The 18329-nt window shown below is 59.7% G+C and carries 19 protein-coding genes; 7 read left to right on the forward strand and 12 right to left on the reverse strand.

Going from position 1 to position 18329, the window contains the following annotated elements; all coding sequences use genetic code 11:
* The first annotated feature begins 9 nt into the window (after positions 1-9).
* A complete protein-coding gene (locus RHSP_RS00605) occupies positions 10-1170 on the forward strand; it encodes an amidase family protein (RefSeq protein WP_004107242.1) in 1161 nt (386 codons plus the stop codon).
* A 146-nt stretch (positions 1171-1316) separates the two neighbouring features.
* Here the strand turns inward: RHSP_RS00605 and RHSP_RS00610 are convergent, their stop codons facing one another.
* The gene (locus RHSP_RS00610) at positions 1317-2003 is read right to left on the reverse strand and encodes a GntR family transcriptional regulator (RefSeq protein ID WP_004107244.1); all 687 of its coding nucleotides are present in this window, start codon (positions 2001-2003) and stop codon (positions 1317-1319) included.
* A gap of 112 nt (positions 2004-2115) precedes the next feature.
* Here RHSP_RS00610 and RHSP_RS00615 point away from each other — a divergent pair, with 112 nt between their 5' ends.
* From RHSP_RS00615 to RHSP_RS00630, 4 genes are all read left to right on the forward strand, one after another.
* On the forward strand, positions 2116-3039 hold the full coding sequence (locus RHSP_RS00615; protein WP_004107247.1) for a substrate-binding periplasmic protein: 924 nt from the start codon (positions 2116-2118) through the stop codon (positions 3037-3039).
* A gap of 15 nt (positions 3040-3054) precedes the next feature.
* Positions 3055-3795 (forward strand): amino acid ABC transporter permease, encoded by a 741-nt coding sequence (locus RHSP_RS00620; RefSeq protein WP_004107250.1) that lies wholly within the window; start codon positions 3055-3057, stop codon positions 3793-3795.
* Positions 3796-3799: 4 nt separating this feature from the next.
* A complete protein-coding gene (locus RHSP_RS00625) occupies positions 3800-4600 on the forward strand; it encodes an amino acid ABC transporter ATP-binding protein (RefSeq protein ID WP_004107253.1) in 801 nt (266 codons plus the stop codon).
* A 78-nt stretch (positions 4601-4678) separates the two neighbouring features.
* Complete coding sequence (locus tag RHSP_RS00630) at positions 4679-5872, forward strand: NAD(P)/FAD-dependent oxidoreductase (RefSeq protein WP_037148741.1); 1194 nt, start codon at positions 4679-4681, stop codon at positions 5870-5872.
* A gap of 232 nt (positions 5873-6104) precedes the next feature.
* Here RHSP_RS00630 and RHSP_RS00635 read toward each other — a convergent pair whose 3' ends face one another.
* From RHSP_RS00635 to RHSP_RS00650, 4 genes are read right to left on the reverse strand one after another with little or no spacing between them, the layout of a single operon-like run.
* Positions 6105-7280 (reverse strand): arabinose transporter, encoded by a 1176-nt coding sequence (locus RHSP_RS00635; RefSeq protein WP_004107258.1) that lies wholly within the window; start codon positions 7278-7280, stop codon positions 6105-6107.
* 3 nt (positions 7281-7283) lie between these two features.
* The gene (locus tag RHSP_RS00640; RefSeq protein ID WP_037148716.1) at positions 7284-7520 is read right to left on the reverse strand and encodes a tautomerase family protein; all 237 of its coding nucleotides are present in this window, start codon (positions 7518-7520) and stop codon (positions 7284-7286) included.
* Between the two features lie 13 nt (positions 7521-7533).
* Complete coding sequence (locus RHSP_RS00645; protein ID WP_004107259.1) at positions 7534-8277, reverse strand: SDR family oxidoreductase; 744 nt, start codon at positions 8275-8277, stop codon at positions 7534-7536.
* A 26-nt stretch (positions 8278-8303) separates the two neighbouring features.
* Complete coding sequence (locus RHSP_RS00650; protein ID WP_004107262.1) at positions 8304-8699, reverse strand: (R)-mandelonitrile lyase; 396 nt, start codon at positions 8697-8699, stop codon at positions 8304-8306.
* Between the two features lie 127 nt (positions 8700-8826).
* On the opposite strand from RHSP_RS00650, the gene RHSP_RS00655 reads away from it, so the two are divergent.
* A complete protein-coding gene (locus tag RHSP_RS00655) occupies positions 8827-9738 on the forward strand; it encodes a LysR family transcriptional regulator (protein WP_004107266.1) in 912 nt (303 codons plus the stop codon).
* Between the two features lie 126 nt (positions 9739-9864).
* On the opposite strand, the gene RHSP_RS00660 is transcribed toward RHSP_RS00655, so the two are convergent.
* The 6 genes from RHSP_RS00660 to RHSP_RS00685 form a co-directional block, all read right to left on the reverse strand.
* Complete coding sequence (locus tag RHSP_RS00660) at positions 9865-11502, reverse strand: GMC oxidoreductase (RefSeq protein WP_037148719.1); 1638 nt, start codon at positions 11500-11502, stop codon at positions 9865-9867.
* A 17-nt stretch (positions 11503-11519) separates the two neighbouring features.
* A complete protein-coding gene (locus tag RHSP_RS00665) occupies positions 11520-12602 on the reverse strand; it encodes an ABC transporter ATP-binding protein (protein WP_004107273.1) in 1083 nt (360 codons plus the stop codon).
* 4 nt (positions 12603-12606) lie between these two features.
* Positions 12607-13494 (reverse strand): carbohydrate ABC transporter permease, encoded by an 888-nt coding sequence (locus RHSP_RS00670; RefSeq protein WP_004107279.1) that lies wholly within the window; start codon positions 13492-13494, stop codon positions 12607-12609.
* On the reverse strand, positions 13494-14381 hold the full coding sequence (locus tag RHSP_RS00675; protein ID WP_004107282.1) for a carbohydrate ABC transporter permease: 888 nt from the start codon (positions 14379-14381) through the stop codon (positions 13494-13496). The genes RHSP_RS00670 and RHSP_RS00675 overlap by 1 nt, the downstream gene beginning before the upstream one ends.
* A 72-nt stretch (positions 14382-14453) precedes the next feature.
* Positions 14454-15686: an ABC transporter substrate-binding protein gene (locus RHSP_RS00680; RefSeq protein WP_004107285.1), complete on the reverse strand. Its 1233-nt coding sequence runs from the start codon at positions 15684-15686 to the stop codon at positions 14454-14456.
* 58 nt (positions 15687-15744) lie between these two features.
* Positions 15745-16698: a sugar phosphate isomerase/epimerase family protein gene (locus RHSP_RS00685; protein ID WP_004107286.1), complete on the reverse strand. Its 954-nt coding sequence runs from the start codon at positions 16696-16698 to the stop codon at positions 15745-15747.
* Positions 16699-16919: 221 nt separating this feature from the next.
* Between RHSP_RS00685 and RHSP_RS00690 the strand changes: the two genes are divergently transcribed.
* A complete protein-coding gene (locus tag RHSP_RS00690) occupies positions 16920-17987 on the forward strand; it encodes a LacI family DNA-binding transcriptional regulator (protein ID WP_037148723.1) in 1068 nt (355 codons plus the stop codon).
* Between the two features lie 46 nt (positions 17988-18033).
* Here RHSP_RS00690 and RHSP_RS00695 read toward each other — a convergent pair.
* Positions 18034-18329: transposase (locus RHSP_RS00695; RefSeq protein ID WP_157385272.1), on the reverse strand; the 296-nt coding region annotated here is incomplete at its 5' end.

The raw sequence follows: 18329 nt of genomic DNA on the forward strand, positions 1-18329 counted from the left end.
AACAGGCACGTGCAAGACCGGTGGAATGCATTCATGCCCTATCCCGATGCATATGTCGGGCATGCGGCCATGGGCCCGCTTTCTGGCCATCGCTTGGCGGTCAAGGATCTTTTCGATGTTGCCGGCTATCCAACGGCGGCCGGCAATGCTGTGTTGCTTGCCGCCTCCGGCGTCAAGACATCGACGGCACCCCTGGTCCAGAGGATTTTGGGTGCAGGCGCCCGGTTCGTAGGCAAGACCAATACCGACGAACTTGCCTATTCCCTTATCGGCGGCAATATCCATTTCGGTATGCCGATCAATCCTTCCGATCCTAACCTAATTCCGGGCGGCTCGTCGTCGGGCTCGGCCGTCGCGGTTGCCGCAGGCCTTGCGGATATCGGCCTTGGAACGGATACGTCCGGCTCCATCCGACTGCCGGCCGCCATCAACGGTCTCGTTGGCTGGCGGCCGACACACGGAAGCCTCGACATTGGAGGATTGCATCCCCTTGCGCCGAGCTTCGATGTCCCGGGTTTTATGACGAGAAGCCTGGAGTCGATGGTCGCACTCATGAGTGCCGTCGGGGTACCTACGGCAGACGATCGCCTGTCGTCTGTTCTTATCGTCGAGAATATCTTTGATAGCATCGAAGACGATACGGCAGACGAAACGATCGCCCTCCTTCGGTCGGCGGCCATCCCTGTTCGCGTAGCAGGCAGCATTGGCTCCTTCAGCTTAGAGGAACTTGCTGCTGCATTCGTCACTGTTCTTCAAAAGGAAGCCTGGGAAAGCAACAGATCCATTTTCGAGCGAAGCCCGCAGGCTATCGCACCAGACATCGCCGCGCGTCTTCTGTCAGGATCGCGTTTGGACGTCGGAGAGGTGCGCGAGGCGCGTCGGGTTCGAGAGCACTTCTCAAGAGAGATCGACCGATTATTCCGTGACGATGTGGTTGTGGTACTTCCGACATTGACGATGAGCCCGCCAAAGCGGGATGCCGCACCGGAAAGCTTCGCAGCGTTTCGTTCCGCCTGCATCAAGCTTCTCTGCCTGTCAGGCCTAAGCGGTTGTCCGCAACTGACGTTTCCACTCGCCAGTTCCGGCAGGAATATTTCGTTGTCGCTGCTCGGCGCAAGAAGTGCAGACAGGATGCTAATGACTGTGGGGAAACGATTGCGTGTTGAGTGAAAAGCAAAGACCATCTCAGAAAACGGACGGGTCGCTGTTCGCTCGAAAACATTGGAAAACTTAAGAGTAGTCAAATTAGTGCGCAGAGATATGTTGCATCTCGCGCCTGATGGTCGTCGGTTCTGATCTTTTCAAGAGCATTAAAGTTAAATGACCTTGCGAACTTCCTGTTCGAAACTGAGAACATGGTGCAAGGCGATCTGCTCAGCAGTATCGGCATCTCCGCGGCAGACGGCCTCCAGCATAAGGATCTGCTCCTGCACGACCTTATCGAGTTCCGGCGCCAGTTCCGGAAACCGGCGCATCGCGACATGGAGAATCCGGAGCGAAAGATTGTGGTAGTGGTCGAGCGTATCGAACAGATACCGGTTCTTGGCGCACCGATAGATGAACCGATGAATACGCCGGTCGAGCGCAAGTAGCGCATCCAGTTCCGATGGGAGAGAAAGCGCCTTTAGCGCTTCAATCAGTTCGCCGGCTTCGCGGCGCTCCGGCTCGCGCCGCCGCTCCGCCGCCAGCCGGGTTGCCCAGGATTCGATCCGTGCTCTTGCCTCGTAGATCGCCGTTAGATCGCTGATGTCGATCCTGCTGACGAAGGTGCCGCGGCGTGCATTGACATCGACAAAACCGTCGCGTTGCAGCCGCAGGAAGGCTTCGCGGACAGGTGTACGGCCAACGTCGAGCCGTCGCATCACGTCGTTTTCCTTCAGGATGGTACCTGGTGCCAGCTGCACCGTGATGATGTCTTCGCGCAGCTGCAAATAGGTGCGTTCGGCCAAAGTCAGCGACGCTTCCGGGTCGTCGAGCATCTCCTCCGACATCCAAGTGTCCATCCACCTCGTCTCCATCCTGAGAGTGATCCGGAACGCTTCCCATTGAATCACTTGACAACAAGCTTCGATAATATACGCTGTAATATATTACAAAAATATAAGGAGGGTGACCATGAATAACAACGACATTTTCCTGATTTCCCGCTTCAAACGCGGGGCGACGGCAATCCTTGGCTTTAGTCTTGGAATGATTTCCATATCAACGGTTGTAAATGCCGCGGATCTGGAAACGCTGAAGCCGGGCGTATTGCAGGTCGCGATAGAGCCCTATATGCCCTACACGGCATTGAAGGATGAAAAGCTGGTCGGGCTCGACAGCGACATTCTCGACGCCGTCGCCAAGAAGCTTGGCCTCAAGATCGAGACAACGGTGACCGATTTCCCCGGCATGCTCGCCGCGGTACAGTCCCAACGTGCCGACATCACCATCGGCGGCATCGCATGGTCCGATGCGCGTCAGAAGGTTGGCCTGTTCACCGACCCGCCCTACTATTCGCCGCCGGCCATGGCCGTGCATGGCGATGCTTCCTATCCCGACGTAAAGAGCCTGGAGGGTAAGGCACTCGGCACGGTGACCGGATATGTCTGGGCCAAGTCGATCGCCGAAGTCCCGAAGGCCGATGCGCGCACCTACCCGGCGGCCGACAGCGTTTTCTCGGATCTTTCCTCGGGAAGGATCGATGTCGGATTTCTCGATCCGCTGCTGATTATCTATCAGCAACAACAACGACCAGATATGAAGTTCCGGGTTGCCTATCTCAATCCACCGACTGCGGAGCAAGTTGCCGCTCATCCGGATTATAAATATTTTCAGCCCTATATGACTGGCTTCTATCTGCCCAAACAGGCTCCGAAACTGACCCAAGCGATCTCGGACCAGATCGATGCGATGTATAAGGACGGCTCGCTCGCCACGCTCGTGACGAAATGGGGCGGCGATCCCAAGCAGTTCCTGGTCCCGTCGCCGGATATGGCGGCACAGCGCCGCGGCGTCGACCGTCCGCAGACCTGGTCACCACCATCCGTCACCGATTGAGTGGGGGGAACGGACATGAGCTTTTGGCAATCTCTTGCTCAATTGTTTCAAGTTCCCTGGAGCGACTATGCGGGCAATCTCGGCGGGGGTCTTTTGCGGACCCTTGCCTATACGGCGTCCAGTTTCGTTGGGGCAGCGATCTTGGGGCTGGTGCTTGCCTTGATGCGCCGCAATCGGTTGCGCATCCTGCGGCTGCCGGCCACCATCTACACCGAAGTCTTCAAGAATGTGCCCTTGCTTGCCATCATCTTCGTCACCTACTTCGGCTTGCCATCGGTCGGGATCAGATTCAGCGTTTTCGTGGCCGGCGTGCTGAGCCTGGTGTTGTTCTATGCGGCCTATCTCTCGGAAATCTTTCGAGCTGCCATTGCGGGCATTCATTCGGGCCAGAACGAGGCGGCGCATGCACTGGGTCTTGGCCGTGCCACCACGTTCGGTCATGTGATCCTGCCGCAGGCACTCCGCCTTGCACTGCCGGGCACCAATACGATGTTCGTCGACCTTCTGAAATCGACGTCGCTGCTGGTGACCATCTCTGCAGCGGAGCTGATGACCAGGGCGCAACTGATTGCTTCGGAGACGTTTCGGTCACTTGAAGTCTATCTGGTGATTGCGATGATCTATTTCGCCGTTTGCTATCCCGTCTCGCAATGCCTTCTCTGGCTCGAGCGCACCATACATGCGGGCATACCCCTGTCGTTTGGCCGCAGGCGGCGGCTCCGCCTGGCGAGAGCCTTGATTCAAACGGGAGGCTAGACGAATGGCTCAGATAGCAGTCGAAGCAAAGCGCCATGTGACCACGGCCGACAACACCGCCGCGATCAAGATCAGGGGGCTTCGAAAATCCTTCGACGGAAGGCTGGTGCTCGACGGCATACACCTCGATGTTCCACGCGGACGGATTGTCAGCATCATCGGGCAGAGCGGCGGTGGCAAGACGACGCTCATGCGCTGCGTGAATTTGCTTGAGCAGCCCGAAGATGGCGCCATCGAAATAAACGGTGAAGTGATCTTTTTAAATGGAACGGTGATCTGCAAGGACCTTGCAAAGCTGCGCCAGCGGGTCGGTATGGTGTTTCAGCGCTTCAATCTGTTTCCGCATCTGACTGCGGTGGAAAATGTTGTCCTCGCGCAGATGCACGCGGCGGCCGTCGGCGAGCGTGAGGCGGTGGAGCGTGCCGTGCGGTTGCTGACCCGGGTTGGCCTTGTACACCGGGCACTGGCTTATCCCGAGCAAATGTCAGGCGGCGAGCAGCAGCGCGTTGCGATTGCGCGCGCTCTCGCGCTCTCGCCGACCGTGCTCCTGTTTGACGAGCCGACCTCTGCGCTCGATCCGGAATCGACCGGCGAAGTGCTGCGTGTGATGCGCGAACTTGCAAGGGATGGGATGACGATGATCATCGTCACGCATGAACTCCCATTTGCCCGGGAGGTATCGGATTGGGTCGTCTTCATCGACGGCGGTCGGATTATCGAGCAGGGTCCGGCTGCGGACGTGCTCGACAATCCCAGGGAGCCTCGAACCGTTGCCTATGTCGCAAGATACGCAAAACCAGGTTGAGCGCGACGATTCCAACCGTGCCGGCCCGGTGTTTCCGACTGCGCCGGTGACTGCTTTTCTCTGAAAAATATGGATGAAATGAAACGGATTTCGACAGATATCACCGTCGTGGGCGGCGGCGTCATTGGTCTTGCGATCGCCCTCCGGCTTCGCGCCGATGGGCGCGAGGTTATCGTCATTGAACCGAACGAGCCCGGTTCAGGTGCTTCCTATGGCAATGCGGGGACTGTGGCGGACTACGCTATCATCCCAGTCGGAACCCCATCGGTGCTTCGAAATTTCCTGTCGCTTATCCTTAGTCCGGATAGTCCTTTGGCCGTCCGAACATCGGCGTTGCCGACCCTGTTTCCTTGGCTTGCCCGGTTTGCTTACGAGTCTCTCCCACATCGCTATCGCGAAAATGCCGGCCGGATCGCCGAGCTTGTTTCAGATGCCGCCTCCGCCTGGATGGAGTTCGCCTCGGAGATAAACGCGTCGAACTTTCTGTCCGCAAAGGGTTGTCTCTATCTCTATGAGACGCGAAAGGCGTTCAAAGCGGCTGGCGCGGACATAGAGCTGCGTCGCAGCTATGGCGTTTCGCAAGAACTTCTCTCGGCCGGCGAGGTGACCGGCCTCGAGCCTCGCTTCACAGGATTCGAAGGCGGGGTTTTCTTCCCGAATGCCATCAATCTCAGCGATCCGGGCGAGGTGATGCGCCTCCTGACTTCAGCCGTGAAGCGGGCAGGCGTGGAATTCGTTCCGGCATCGGCGACCGACATCCTGCGCGAGCGAAGCGGCCTGCGTATCACAGCTTCGGCTTATGAGCTGCGCGCCCGCACGGTCGTCATTGCTGCCGGTGCCCACTCGCGCAAACTGGCTGCATCGCTCGGCGATCCCGTGCAGCTTGATACCGAACGTGGCTATCATATTGAATATGACATGCCGGGATTGCCGATCGAGCGGCCGGTCTGCCCGACCGCCCATGGCTTTTATTTTTGCCCGATGCAGGGGCGGCTGCGTGTTGCCGGCCTGGTGGAGCTCGGCGGATTGACGGCTCCCGGGAATCCGCGGCTTACGCAAGCCCTTGTGAGGAATGCGCGCAGATTCTTCCCCGAACTTGGGGCACCAAGTCGTTGCTGGCTTGGGTTTCGGCCTTCAATGCCCAATTCCGTGCCGGTCATCAGGCCTTCGAAAGGCGGCAGGGACGTCATTCTCGCCTTCGGACATGGGCACATCGGGTTGACCTTGGCGCCGCGCACGGCGCAACTTGTTAGCGCAATGCTCGCCAACTGATCGCGCAGTCTCCCGGCAATTTCTGATTACATCGAGAAGTTCGGAGTTCTAGTTTTAAACATTAGTCGCGATCGATTTCGATGCGAAGGTCGCGGATCAACGCTTCGCGCTTGGCGAGCGCGTCGATCGCTCCGTCGGCCAGCGCTCGGGCGGAGCATGGGTTCGAGTCCTTTCAGCTGCACGTAATTCTGCTTCGCCCTAGTCGAGTAAAATAGCCGAAGGGCAGCGCCTGCTACTTCAATCGAAGCGCGATCGGGATCACGCAAAGCACACAGAATGAACTGACCAGGAACGCATCGCTGAAGCCGGTATGGTTGGCGACCAGCCCAAGCAATGGACCCGACGCTCCCAGCGCGAGGTCAAGGCAGGCGGTATAGGCACCCATCGCCATACCTCGACTCTGCGGCGGCGCTCGACGGACGGCGTCGGCGCCGAGGGCCGGGAAGACGAGCGCATAGCCGAGGCCGGTCAGGGCGGCGCCGATCGCGGCCAAAACGACCGAGGAGGCCAGCCCCATGCATGCAAGGCCAACAACCTCGATCAGGGCGCAGGCAAGGGCGACCCTGGCACCGCCAATCTTGTCGGGCAGGTGGCCGAACACAAGGCGGGCAACGATCAGCGCACCGGCATAGGAGGTGAAGGCCAGCCATATAGGCGTCCAGCCGTGGGTGGTGAACAGGAGCGTGGCAAAGGAAAGAATGACACCGAAGCCGATGCTGCTGAACGCGGCGCCCAGACCCGGCATCCAGATCTTGCCCACGACGGACAGCATGCCGTGGTGTTCCCTGCGTTCGGGCGTCACACCCTGAAGCAGGGCGACAAGCGCCAGCGTGACCAGCGGGGCGAGGGCGGTGGCGGCCGCGGTTCCCGCGAATCCGTATCGGCCGTAGATCGCCACGCCGATTGGCGCGCCGCCGGCGAACGCCGCGAACATTGCCGTGCCCATCCAAGCAATGACCTTGCCGGCATTGGTCGCCCCGACGCGGGCTAGGCCCCACACGGTTGCCCCGGTGATGATGAAGCTCTCGGCGGCGCCGAGCACGCCGCGCCCAACCAAAAGCATGATTACCGAGATGGTCGGATTCGGGACGGCGTAGAGGGACAGGAGATAAATAACGCCTGCCACCGACGAGCCCGCCAGGCCGACGATCACGGCGACTTTCGGGCCGTGGAAGTCACTCGTATGGCCCGACCAGAAACGCGAGAAAAGGGACGCCGCGAATTGGCTGCCCGTCACACAGCCGACGAGGATGGTGCCGAATCCGAGCGTCTGGTGAACATGCAGCGGCAGCACGGGCAGGCCGAGGCCGATGACAAGAAACGCGACCAGGACCACGGCCATGATTGGCGTGAGTGCTGCAATGACCGATGGCTTGGACACAGCGAGAGTGGACACGGCGGCGGTCATGGGTCACAAATCCGAAAGCTTATATCCGGGCTGCTTGTAGATCGTACTCGCCTTACCGGTGATGTCCGGCTTGAACACGCTCTCGGCCCAATCCCTCGGCGCAACATCCTCGATGCCGACCGACACGGAATTGGGCCCGTAGCCAAGGGTCTTAGTGACGGCGCGGGTGATTTCCTCGGCCAAAGCGGATTTCTCCGCCTCGGACCGGCCAGCGTACATTTTGACGATAACGTGAGGCATGGCTCTGCCCTCTTTACCAAGGCTGGCTGGCCGGGCCGACGGTGAACTCGTTCACGGTCGTGTCCTCGGGAAGATCGAGCGCAAAGGCGACGATGTCGGCGATGCGGTCCGGTGAAATCCCGAACTTGGCATAAAGCCCGCGCATTGCATCGGACGCGCCCTTGTCAGTGATGGTGTCCAGCAGCTCGGTATTGATCGCGGCCGGGTAGATCGTCGCGGTACGGATATTGGTGCCTTCCATGGCCGATTCCATGCGTAGCACTTCCATGAAGTTGCGCACGAACCACTTCGTGCCGCCGTAGACGGCCCCATTCGGATAGGCCTTCAGGCCGGCGACCGACGAAGTTGCGAGGATGTGCCCGGATTTCTGGGCACTAAACTCCGGCATGACGGCGGCGACCCCGTGCAACACGCCCTTGATGTTGACGTCCACCATCTGCTCCCATTCGTCGGTCTTCAGCGCCGACACCGGGGAACTCGGCATCAGGCCCGCATTCAGGAAGATCGCATCGACGCGGCCAAAGGTCTCCTTGGCCAACTTTACGATGGCTTTGTTTTCGGCCGGGTTGGTCACGTCCAGCACCTGGTAGACAGCCTGGCCGCCGTCGCGGCCGATCACCTCGGCGAGGGCCTTGAGGTTGTCTTCGCGCCGTGCGCCGAGCACGACCTTGGCGCCCTTACGGGCCAGCAGCTTGGTAGTAGCTTCGCCGATACCGGACGACGCGCCGGTGATGATTACCACTTTATCTTTGATCATGATCGTTCTCCGAATTCGAATGGCGCTTAGGCGCCGTATTGCTGGTCTGTGACCTGTTCCATCCAATCGACGACCTTGCCGTCGAGGTTTTCCTGGATGGCGATGTGGCTCATTGCATTCTTGGGCGCGGCGCCGTGCCAATGCTTTTCACCGGGCTCGAACCACACCACATCGCCCGGGCGGATTTCCTCAATGGGGCCGCCTTCGCGCTGCACTAGGCCGAGGCCGGCAGTGACGATCAGCGTCTGGCCGAGCGGGTGGGTGTGCCAGGCGGTGCGGGCACCCGGTTCAAATGTCACGAGGCCGGCGGCGCCGCGACGGGCATCATTGGCTTGGAACAGGGGATCAATGCGGACGGTGCCGGTGAACCAGTCGGAAGGTCCCTTGCCGGAAGGCTGGGAGCCGTTGCGGGTAATATGCATGGTCTTTGCTTTCTGTTGGTGCCCGAGTGTTTCGGGCTGAGCGTGATCTTGTGAGAGGAATTTAACCCCTGCTCGGTCATTTGATTAGATGCTATAATCCAAATGAACTTATAGGCAGGGACAATAAATGGCCGAACTCGACGGGCTGACCGAATTCCTAACTGTCGCTCGCGAGCGCAGTTTCACGCGGGCTGCGGCCAAGCTGGGGATGGCGCAGCCGACGCTGAGCCAGACCATACGCGCCCTGGAAGATCGCCTTGGCGTCCGCCTATTGATCCGCACCACGCGCAGTGTCTCGCCGACCGAAGCGGGGCAACGGCTGCTGCAGGTCGCAGGGCCGCGCCTGGAAGAAATCCGGGCCGAGCTGGCAACGATGCGCGAGCTGCGGGAGAAGCCGGCAGGCTCCTTCCGTATCTCGGCGATCGATTTCACCGTGGATTATATCCTCTGGCCGAAGCTGGCGCCCTTCCTGCAGAAATATCCAGACATCAAGGTGGAGATCACCATCGACTATGGCATGACCGACATCGCGGCCTCGGGATATGATGCCGGCGTGCGGCTCGGCGGCGTCGTAGCGAAAGACATGATTGCCGTGCCGTTGACACCCGATTCCCGCTTCGCTGTTGTCGGCTCGCCGACGTATTTTGAGTGCAATCCAGCGCCGACGACGCCCCAGGAGCTGACCGGCCATCGCTGCATCAACCTGCGCCTGCCGACCTACGGCAACACCTATGCCTGGGAATTCGAGAAGGATGGTCAGGAGCTGCGCGTCCGTGTCGACGGCCAGGTTGTGTTCAACGGAATTTTCCAGGTGCTCAATGCCGCGCTCGACGGCTTTGGGCTGGCCTTCATCCCGGAAACCATGGCCGCGCCGCACCTCGAGGCTGGCCGTCTTCGCCGCGTGCTCGAGGACTGGTGTCCGTACTGGGAGGGTTATCACCTCTACTATCCGACCCGCCGTCAGTCCTCGCCGGCGTTTGCGCTGCTTGTTGAGGCGCTGCGGTATCGTGGTTCCGACAAAGCAACGCAGTCGCTTTGATCCCTTGAAAACCGTCAGCGAAAGATTCCAGAAGCCCCTTTTTGCTTGTTGTACGAGGTTCGAATAGGTTCAAGAGCAGTCATAAATGTACTCGGACTGCCAAATAGTTTTTGCAGGCGACCTTGTTCAGTGCTGGTGGACAAGCCTCCGGCATGCACGAACTGTCAACGCCATGACGGTAAGGGTCGTGCCGGCGATACCGCTGCCGGGGAACGCACTGGCATCCGTGACAACGACGTTTGGTACGCCCCAGAGCTGATTGTAGCGATTGAGCACGGAGTTCCGCGGGTCATCCCCCATCCTTGCGCCACCCGTTTCGTGGATCGCCGCTCCCATGCACATGGTTTTGCGGAACCATTTGCGGAACATGAGCCGGCTGAATGGATCGGCATCGGGAAAGGCGCCGCGACCCATTTCCCTAAGACCAGCGGGAGACCCGATGAACTCCAGATCACCGCCGACACAGCGCACCATCTCGACAAGCGCCTCCTCCTGCTGGCGGAGAAGCGCGCGCTCTTCCTCGCCCATGACGCATCGGATATGCGGAACGGGAATTCCCCAGGCATCCTTGCGCCTTGCGTTGAGGGTGATGCGGTTGTCCGCATAGGGCAGCATGCGACCGAAGCCGAAGAATGCCAGCCGGGCGGGTTCGTTATCGGGCGTGGGTGCCCGGCCAATGCTGCCTTGGTAGTCGAAATCGCCGCGACCGGCATCACCGGCTCCAAAACGCGGCACGAAGACGCCGCCGGAAGGGTTATAGAAGGGATCGGTCGGGGCGGAATCGTCAACCGCCCACCCCTTCGCCTTGGAGAAGGAACCGAAGGCAAGACACGGGAGCTGGTCCATGAAATAGCGTCCGAGTGCGCCCGAACTGTTGCCCAGCCCCTCGGGATGCCGGGCGGATGCCGAATTGAGAAGCAGCCGCACGCTTTCGATCGGCGAGGCCGACAGCACCACGAAGGCGGCGCGGACAGTCTCTACCTTGCCGGTGACGCGATCGATGAATTCTGCACCCGTGGCCCGGATCCCTTGCTCATCCGTTGCGATGCGGCGAACGATGGCATCGTGGCGGATGGTCAGGCGTCCGGTCGCGAGCGCCTCTCTCAAGGGCTTGGGCGTGCGCTCGGTATCCGGGGCGATATAACGCCAGGACACGACATGCCGCTGCGGCCAGCGACCCTCCACTTCGCTCTTGAAGATTTGTTCGGCCGGCGTCAGCTTTGCCGGATGTGCATAAATTCCATCTGGCAGCATCTCGACGCCGTCAGGATTGCCGTAGAGCCCGAGGCAGGCTTCAACCTCGTCATAAAAGGGCGCAAGCTCGTCATAGCCAACCGGCCAGTCCACGCCCTTGCCGGTTCGCGACTGGATCTTGAAGTCATCATCCGTCCAGCGCAGCAAGACGCGGCCGAAGCTATGCAGGCGACCGCCGCCCTGGCGCCCGCGAATCCAAAGGAAAGGCGCATCCTTCGGCGTTGTGTAGGGGTTCTTTCGGTCGTTGACAAAGAAATGGCTGAAGCGCTCGGTAAAGAAGGCTGCGCGCGCCTGAATCGGCTGGCCCTTTACCGTGGCGCGTGCGCGCTCCCAAAGGTTGATGCTGCTCGCCGGCTGCTTCTTGCGAGCCGGATCGAAATCCTTCCGGGTTACGGCGGGGCCGGCTTCCAACAAAAGCACCGAGAGCCCCTGGGCGGTCAATTCCTTGGCGGCAAAGGAGCCGGCCGCGCCCGAACCGATGACCAGCGCATCATAAGTAGTCTGAGACATAGATTTTTCCGTATATTTCAGAGACGAACGCCGTCGGCGTCGAAGAGGGAGGCCTTGGCGATATCGAGACCGGGTGCGATAGCCGCGCTAGGCTGGAGCACGGTGTCGGCCATAATGCGATAGGACAGGCTTTGCCCGGCCCAATCGAACCAGACAATGGTGTCGGCGCCCATCGGCTCGATCACCGAGACGATACCGGCGATGGTTGGCAGGGATCTCGTTCCTCCATCCGGAACGATATGTTCTGGCCGGATCCCGAGCGTTACGGGACCTGGCTTGACGGGTGTCTGAAACGGATAGTCGCTCAGATGGACAGTCAGGCCATTGCTTTCGAAGACCGAGGCAGCAGCCTTGATCGAAATCTCTCCCTTGATGAAGTTCATCGCCGGTGCGCCGATGAAGCCGGCGACGAAGAGATTGGCCGGGCGGTGATAGATCTCGGACGGGCTCGCAAGCTGCTGGATGACGCCGTCCCTCATGATGGCGATCCTGTCGGCCAGCGTCAGCGCCTCGACCTGATCGTGCGTCACATAGATCATTGTGTTGCCGAGGCTCTGATGCAGCTTCTTGATCTCAACGCGCAGCTCGTTGCGAAGCTTGGCGTCGAGATTGGAAAGCGGTTCGTCGAACAGGAAGACGTCCACCTCACGGACGAGGGCGCGGCCGATCGCAACGCGCTGACGCTGGCCACCCGACAATTCCGAGGGACGGCGGTCGAGCAGCGTTTCCAGGTGCAGGAGGGATGCGGTACGGGCGATGCGGGCCTCGATTTCGGCCTTGGGCAATCCGGCGACGCGCAGGCCGAAGGAGAGGTTCCTGCGCACCGTCATGCGCGGATAAAGCGCGTAGGACTGGAAAACCATACCGATGCCGCGATCCTTCGGCTCTTCCCAGGTGACGTTCTTTCCGGAGATCCACATTTCGCCATCGCGGATATCCTGCAATCCGGCGATCGCATTCAAAAGCGTCGATTTCCCGCAGCCGGATGGACCGAGCAGCACAAGAAACTCGCGCGGGGCGATGTCGATGGAGAGCTTCTCGATGACGGTATGGTCACCATAGGCGATCTTGAGGTCTTTTACCGATACGGCAGGCTGCATGGCATTACCCTTTGACGGCACCGGCTGCGACACCACGCAGGAACCAGCGGCCGGAGAAGAAATAGATGGCGAGCGGAACGACGGCGGTCAGGATGGTGGCGGCCATGTTCACGTTGTAGGCGCGTTCGCCCATGGTGGTGTTGACGATGTTGTTGAGCTGGACCGTCATCGGCAGATTGTCGTGGCCGGCGAAAACCAGGCCGATCAGGAAGTCGTTCCAGATGCCGGTGAACTGGAAGATGGAGGCGACCATCACCATCGGTATCGACATCGGCAGCATGATCTCGAGGAAAATTCGCCAGAAGCCGGCCCCGTCGACACGGGCTGCCTTGCAGAGCTCTTCGGGAATGGCGACGAAATAGTTGCGGAACAAGAGCGTGACCAGCGGCAGGCCGAAGATCACATGCACAAGAACGACGCCGGCGACCGAATTGTAGAGGCTCAGATTGGCCAGCAGCCGCACCAAAGGATAAAGGAAGATCTGGTAGGGGATCAGGCCGCCGGCCATCAGCAGCCCGAACAGAAGGTTCGAGCCTTTCGGCCGCCAGAGCGATAGCGCATAACCGTTGATTGCCCCGATGGAAACGGAAATGACGACGGCGGGCACGGTGATCTTGATCGAGTTCCAGAAACCGACCCGCACGCCGAGGCACTGCGTGCCCATGCAGGCTCCCGACCAGGCGGTTTTCCAGGCATTGAAATCAAGCGTATCGGGCAGCGCGAAGATGTGGCCCTGGCGGATCTCATCCATCGATTTCAACGAGGTGACGAGCATGGTGTAGAGAGGCAGCAGAAAGAACAGCGCCGACAAGATCAGGAAGGTGTAGAGCCCAGCCTGGCCGACGCTAAGTTTGGATGGCTTAGGGCCACGGGGATGGGCGTGGACCGTCATCAATACGCCCCCCTTCTTCTGGCGCGCATGGCGAGCGCATAGCGGAACGGAGCGACGGCCATGACGACGGATAGCACCAATACGGTTGCACCGGCGCTTGCAAGCCCGAGATTCTGGCGTTCGAACAGATTGTCCATGATGAATTTTGCCGGCACTTCGGTCGAATAGCCCGGACCGCCACCGGTCTGCGCCACGATCAGATCATAGGTCTTGATGACGCCCATGGAGAGAAGCATGCCCGATGCAGCAAGCGCCGGCCCCAATTGGGGCAGGATGATCGAAAAGTAGATGCGCCAGACCGGTATGCCGTCGATCTGAGCAGCCTTCCATTGCTCCTCGCTAATCCCGCGCATGCCGGAGAGCGCAATGACCATGACGAGCCCGGCGCCTTGCCAGACACCGGCGAAGACCACCGTATAGATCGCCATGTCGCGATTGACGATCCAGTCGAAGACGAAGCCTTGCCAGCCGAGCGCCCGCACGGTCGCCTGAATGCCGAATGTCGGATTGAGCATCCATTGCCAGATCAGCCCGGTGACCACGAAAGACATGGCGTAGGGATAGAGGAAGATGGTGCGGAACACGCTCTCGAAGCGGACCTTGCGGTCAAGGGCTGCCGCCAGCACGAAGCCGAGAGCGAGGCACCCTCCGACATAGAGAGCACCGAAGATCAGCACATTCTCCAGCGATGCAAGCCAGCGCGAGTTTTTAAACAGCTTGGCATATTGAGCGAAGCCGACATAGTTGGATGACGGGATGATCGTCGAATCCGTGAAGGACAGGCGGACGGACCAGGCCATGGTGCCGATATAGACGAAGATCGCGGCGATCCATGTCGGCAAGAGTGCAAAGGTCGCAGCCAGGGAACGTCTGCGCTTGGCTTGCATGTGCAAACTCTCTCAAAGGAATGGAGGGAGCCGATCGACGATCACATCTTCGACCGGCTCGAAATACAGGCTCTATTCGAAGATCGCGAAGAACTTCCTGGCACCCGCGGCGCTGTCCTCTGAGGGGTTGCTCCAGAATTCGTCGACGAAGTCGTTGAGCGCGCCTGCCTGCTGCGGCGAGAGAATCAGCGCCTGATCCGGAACGATCTTGCCGGCGCCCATCAGCTCGAGGCCTTTCTGCGCGCACGTATCGAGCTTCGATTTGTCGACGTCGGTACGCATCGGCACCGAACCCTTCTTAAGCGAGAAGGCGACCTGCACGATCGGATCCATGGCGACTTCGGCTAGCAGCACCTGCCCCTTTTGCGATGCCGCATCGGCGATCTTCGGGAAGGAGAAGGAGTCGGCGACATACACCATGCCGGGGGATTGCGGAGCAAGCATGCAACCATAGTCCTTGCCAAGCTGTTTGCCGGCCGCGACGAATTCGCCCTTGGCCCAGTCACCCATGAACTGCACGCCAGCCTTGCCGGTGATGACAATGGCCGTGGCATCGTTCCAGTTGCGCCCCGGCGCCCCCTCGTCGACATAGGCGCGCAGCTTGCCGAGAATATCGAGTGTCTTCTTCACGCCTTCGACGGAAGCGTCGCCTTTGTCCTTGTCGACATAGATCTTGAGGAAGCCGTCTATGCCGACCTGCGTCAGCAGGATCATGTTGAAGACCTTGGATTCCTGCCAGGATTGGCCACCCCAGGCGACCGGTTGAATACCGGCGGCCTTCAGCTTGTCGAGTGCGACGAAGAATTCGTCCCAGCTCTTCGGCTCCTCGCTAAGGCCAATCTTGGCGAAGGCATCTTTGGAATAGAACACCCAGCTTTCGCCGTGGGCACCGGTGGGGGAGAGATAGGTCTGGCCATTGAAGGCAATGAGATCATGGATCGATTTCGGCAGAACCTCCGCCCACTTGCCGGCCTTTGCGATATCGTCGATCGGGTTCAGCAGGCCCTGACTGACGAAATCGGCATTGGCAAGGCCGATCACCGCCTGTTTGGCTGCCGGCGGATCGCCGGCGACCAACCGGTTCTGGAACGCGGCGTCGGCCGCACCGAAGCCGGCAATGGAAGAGTCCTTCCAGACCCCGCCGCGCTTTTCGAATTCCTGCTTGATGACATCGAGGGCAGCGGCTTCGCCGCCTGATGTCCAGGATGTCATGACTTCCGCCTTTGCCTTGTCCTCGGCATGGGCGGGAACCGAGGCTGCCGCAAGGGCTGCCCCAACCACGAGCAATTTCATTGTATTCTTCATTGTTCCACCTCTTCAAGAAAGCCCTCTTTGCGGGGCCATTGGTCTTCAGGTCATGAAATCAGCGATAGATCGGCCGCAATGCCTGCCGTACCAGCGTCAGGCCGTTGGCGATATCGCCGACGGGATCGGGTGCGGCGTCCAGTTCGAGAATGGCCCAGCCTTCATAGGCGCAGTCGCGCAGCAGCCTGATCCAGCCAGGCCAGTCGACGCGGCCAAGCCCGAAGCCGCAGAAATAGGGGCGATGGCGATCATGAATATGCTCATCGATCGGGGTATCGGCCGGCATCGGTCCAAGCGCGTCTTTCCAATGGGCGATGATGACCCGCTCGTGATGGCGGTCGACGACATCAAGCGGATCGGAACCGGCAACAATAATGTGGGCGGTGTCCGGGCACATGTGGACATAGGCAGGATCCGTCAACAGCATCAGAAGATCGACATCGCGTGAAGCGGCAAAGATCGAATGCGCCTCTGTGTGAACCGCCAGACGCACACCCTTCGTGTAGAGGATTGCGCCGAGGCGGTTGAGGAAGTCGGCAATCTTGCGGGCCTGCTCGAAATCGAAGAATCGAACGGGCTGAGCGCCGGGGGTCTGGCGCAGCGGTGCGCCGATGACCATGATATCGCTGCCGCAGGCCTTGAGAAATGCGGCATATTTTTCCGCCTTGTCGATGATGGCTGCCTGTGCCAACGCTTCGGTAAAATCGCCCGCGGCCTCGAGCTCGGCAAAGAAGCCGCTTGCCAATGTCAGACCGCGTTTGGAAAGCTCGCTCGCAAAGGCCTCGACCGATCCATAGGTTTTCGTCGCATCCTGCCAGTTGAAGGGCGAAAAGGTCAGCTCGACACCAGTGACGCCGGATGCCTTAACGGCATCGAGGATCTTGTCCCAGAAGGCACGAGGTTCGCTGCTGGAAAGCGCGATTATGCCATCGTAATCCTCAACGCCCCAGAAGCCGGGATGAAAGAAGGTGACAAGATCTACGCCAAAGCGAAGCCGGTCGGTCGAGCTCATAATGCTGTCCGTTCTCAAGGGTAGGGATCATCATCTGCGGAGTTTACCCCAGACGGCTGATCCATAGTGATTTCAATACGTTATCTTGTTGGCAAACGTTTGCCATTGCTTGATAGTAGACAAGTCATTTTCATATGCAAGCGATTTTTGGCAAACGTTTGCTATGCGGGAGGGATTGCCGTAGCATCCAATATGACAGGCATCGGGAAGGAAACAAAAAAGTGAAAGATAACAAGAACGTAGTCGCGGAGGACTATTCCGGTCCGCTGATGGCGGATGTCGCGAGACTGGCAGGGGTGGCGATCTCCACCGTCAGCCGCGCGCTTGCCAATCCCGGGCGTGTCAATGAGAAGACGCGTGCCAAGATCGACGCGGCCGCCAAGCAATTGGGCTACACGCCCAATGCCATGGCGCGGGGCCTCAGGGTCGGCAAGTCCAATACGATCATGATCATCCTTCCAGGCTCGCTCTATTACGGTGTCTCCCAGGTCATTCCCCAAGTCCTGCAGAGCATCAACAAGGCCTTGCTGCAGAATGGTTACAACCTGATGATCGCCAATCTCGGCCGCGACGCGGAATCCGAGCGCCATGTTCTCGATCTTGCCTTCGGCGGCACCGTTCGCGGCGCTATCATTCTCTCCTCGAAGCTACCGGAAGTCGACGGTCGGTCTCTTGCCAATGCCGGCTTGCCGATCGTCTCCATGCTGCTGGACATGAGTGACGCCGGTGTGGCGAGCGTCGTCACCAACGATCGCGAAGCTGTGCGGGATGCAACTGCCGACCTTATCCGAATCGGTCATCGTCGCTTTCTCTATCTTGCCGGCCCGGAGAACAACTACCATGATATCGAGCGTTTTAGCGGTGTCGTTGCGGCGTTACAGGAAGCAGGATTGCCAGAATCCGCTGTCGTTCGTTCAGGCGGTAATCTGGATTATCAGCATGGCTTTGACATCGGCGTGCAGGCGGCGAGAGACTTTGCTGCGCTTGCGGATAAACCTACCGCAGCCATCGCCACCAGCGACGACATGGCAATTTCCTTCATGAGTCGAGTGCAGCGTATGGGTCTGTCGATTCCGGGCGGCCTTTCGATTGTTTCCTTTGACGGTTCGCCTGTCTGCGCATTTTGCTCGCCGCCGCTTTCAACGATTGAGCAGCCGATGGAAGAGATGGGGCAGATGGCGGTCGCCATTCTGATGGCAGCCATTGATCGGCCGGAGCAAAAGCCGGAGATGCGAAATGTTATTCGCAGCCGGCTCATTCAGCGTGAGAGCGTCGCTGCACCCGCCTAAGGGTGGTGTCGCGTCTTTCATCTGAAAACTAGGCCCAGGCAAAAATCTAGAACAGATCCTGTTCAATCCGGGTCATATCCGGCAGCCCTGAAGTAGTTCGTGCATCCTGCGGGAGTGAGGCGGAGGGATCGAAGGCCTGGATTCGTTTACGGGTCGGATTGTTGGGAATGACCGGACGGATTCCTCGCCGGATGAGGAAGAGCCGCAGGGCATTGCTGTCATAGGCGGTATCGGCGGCGCAGAGACGACTGAGCGGCAGGGGTTCGAGCAGGCTCATGGCGACAGGCGCATCGCCGCGCTGTCCGGGTGTTATTTTGACTGCGAGGGGGCGGCCGCAACGAA

This window comes from Rhizobium freirei PRF 81 (assembly GCF_000359745.1).
GTDB lineage: Bacteria > Pseudomonadota > Alphaproteobacteria > Rhizobiales > Rhizobiaceae > Rhizobium > Rhizobium freirei.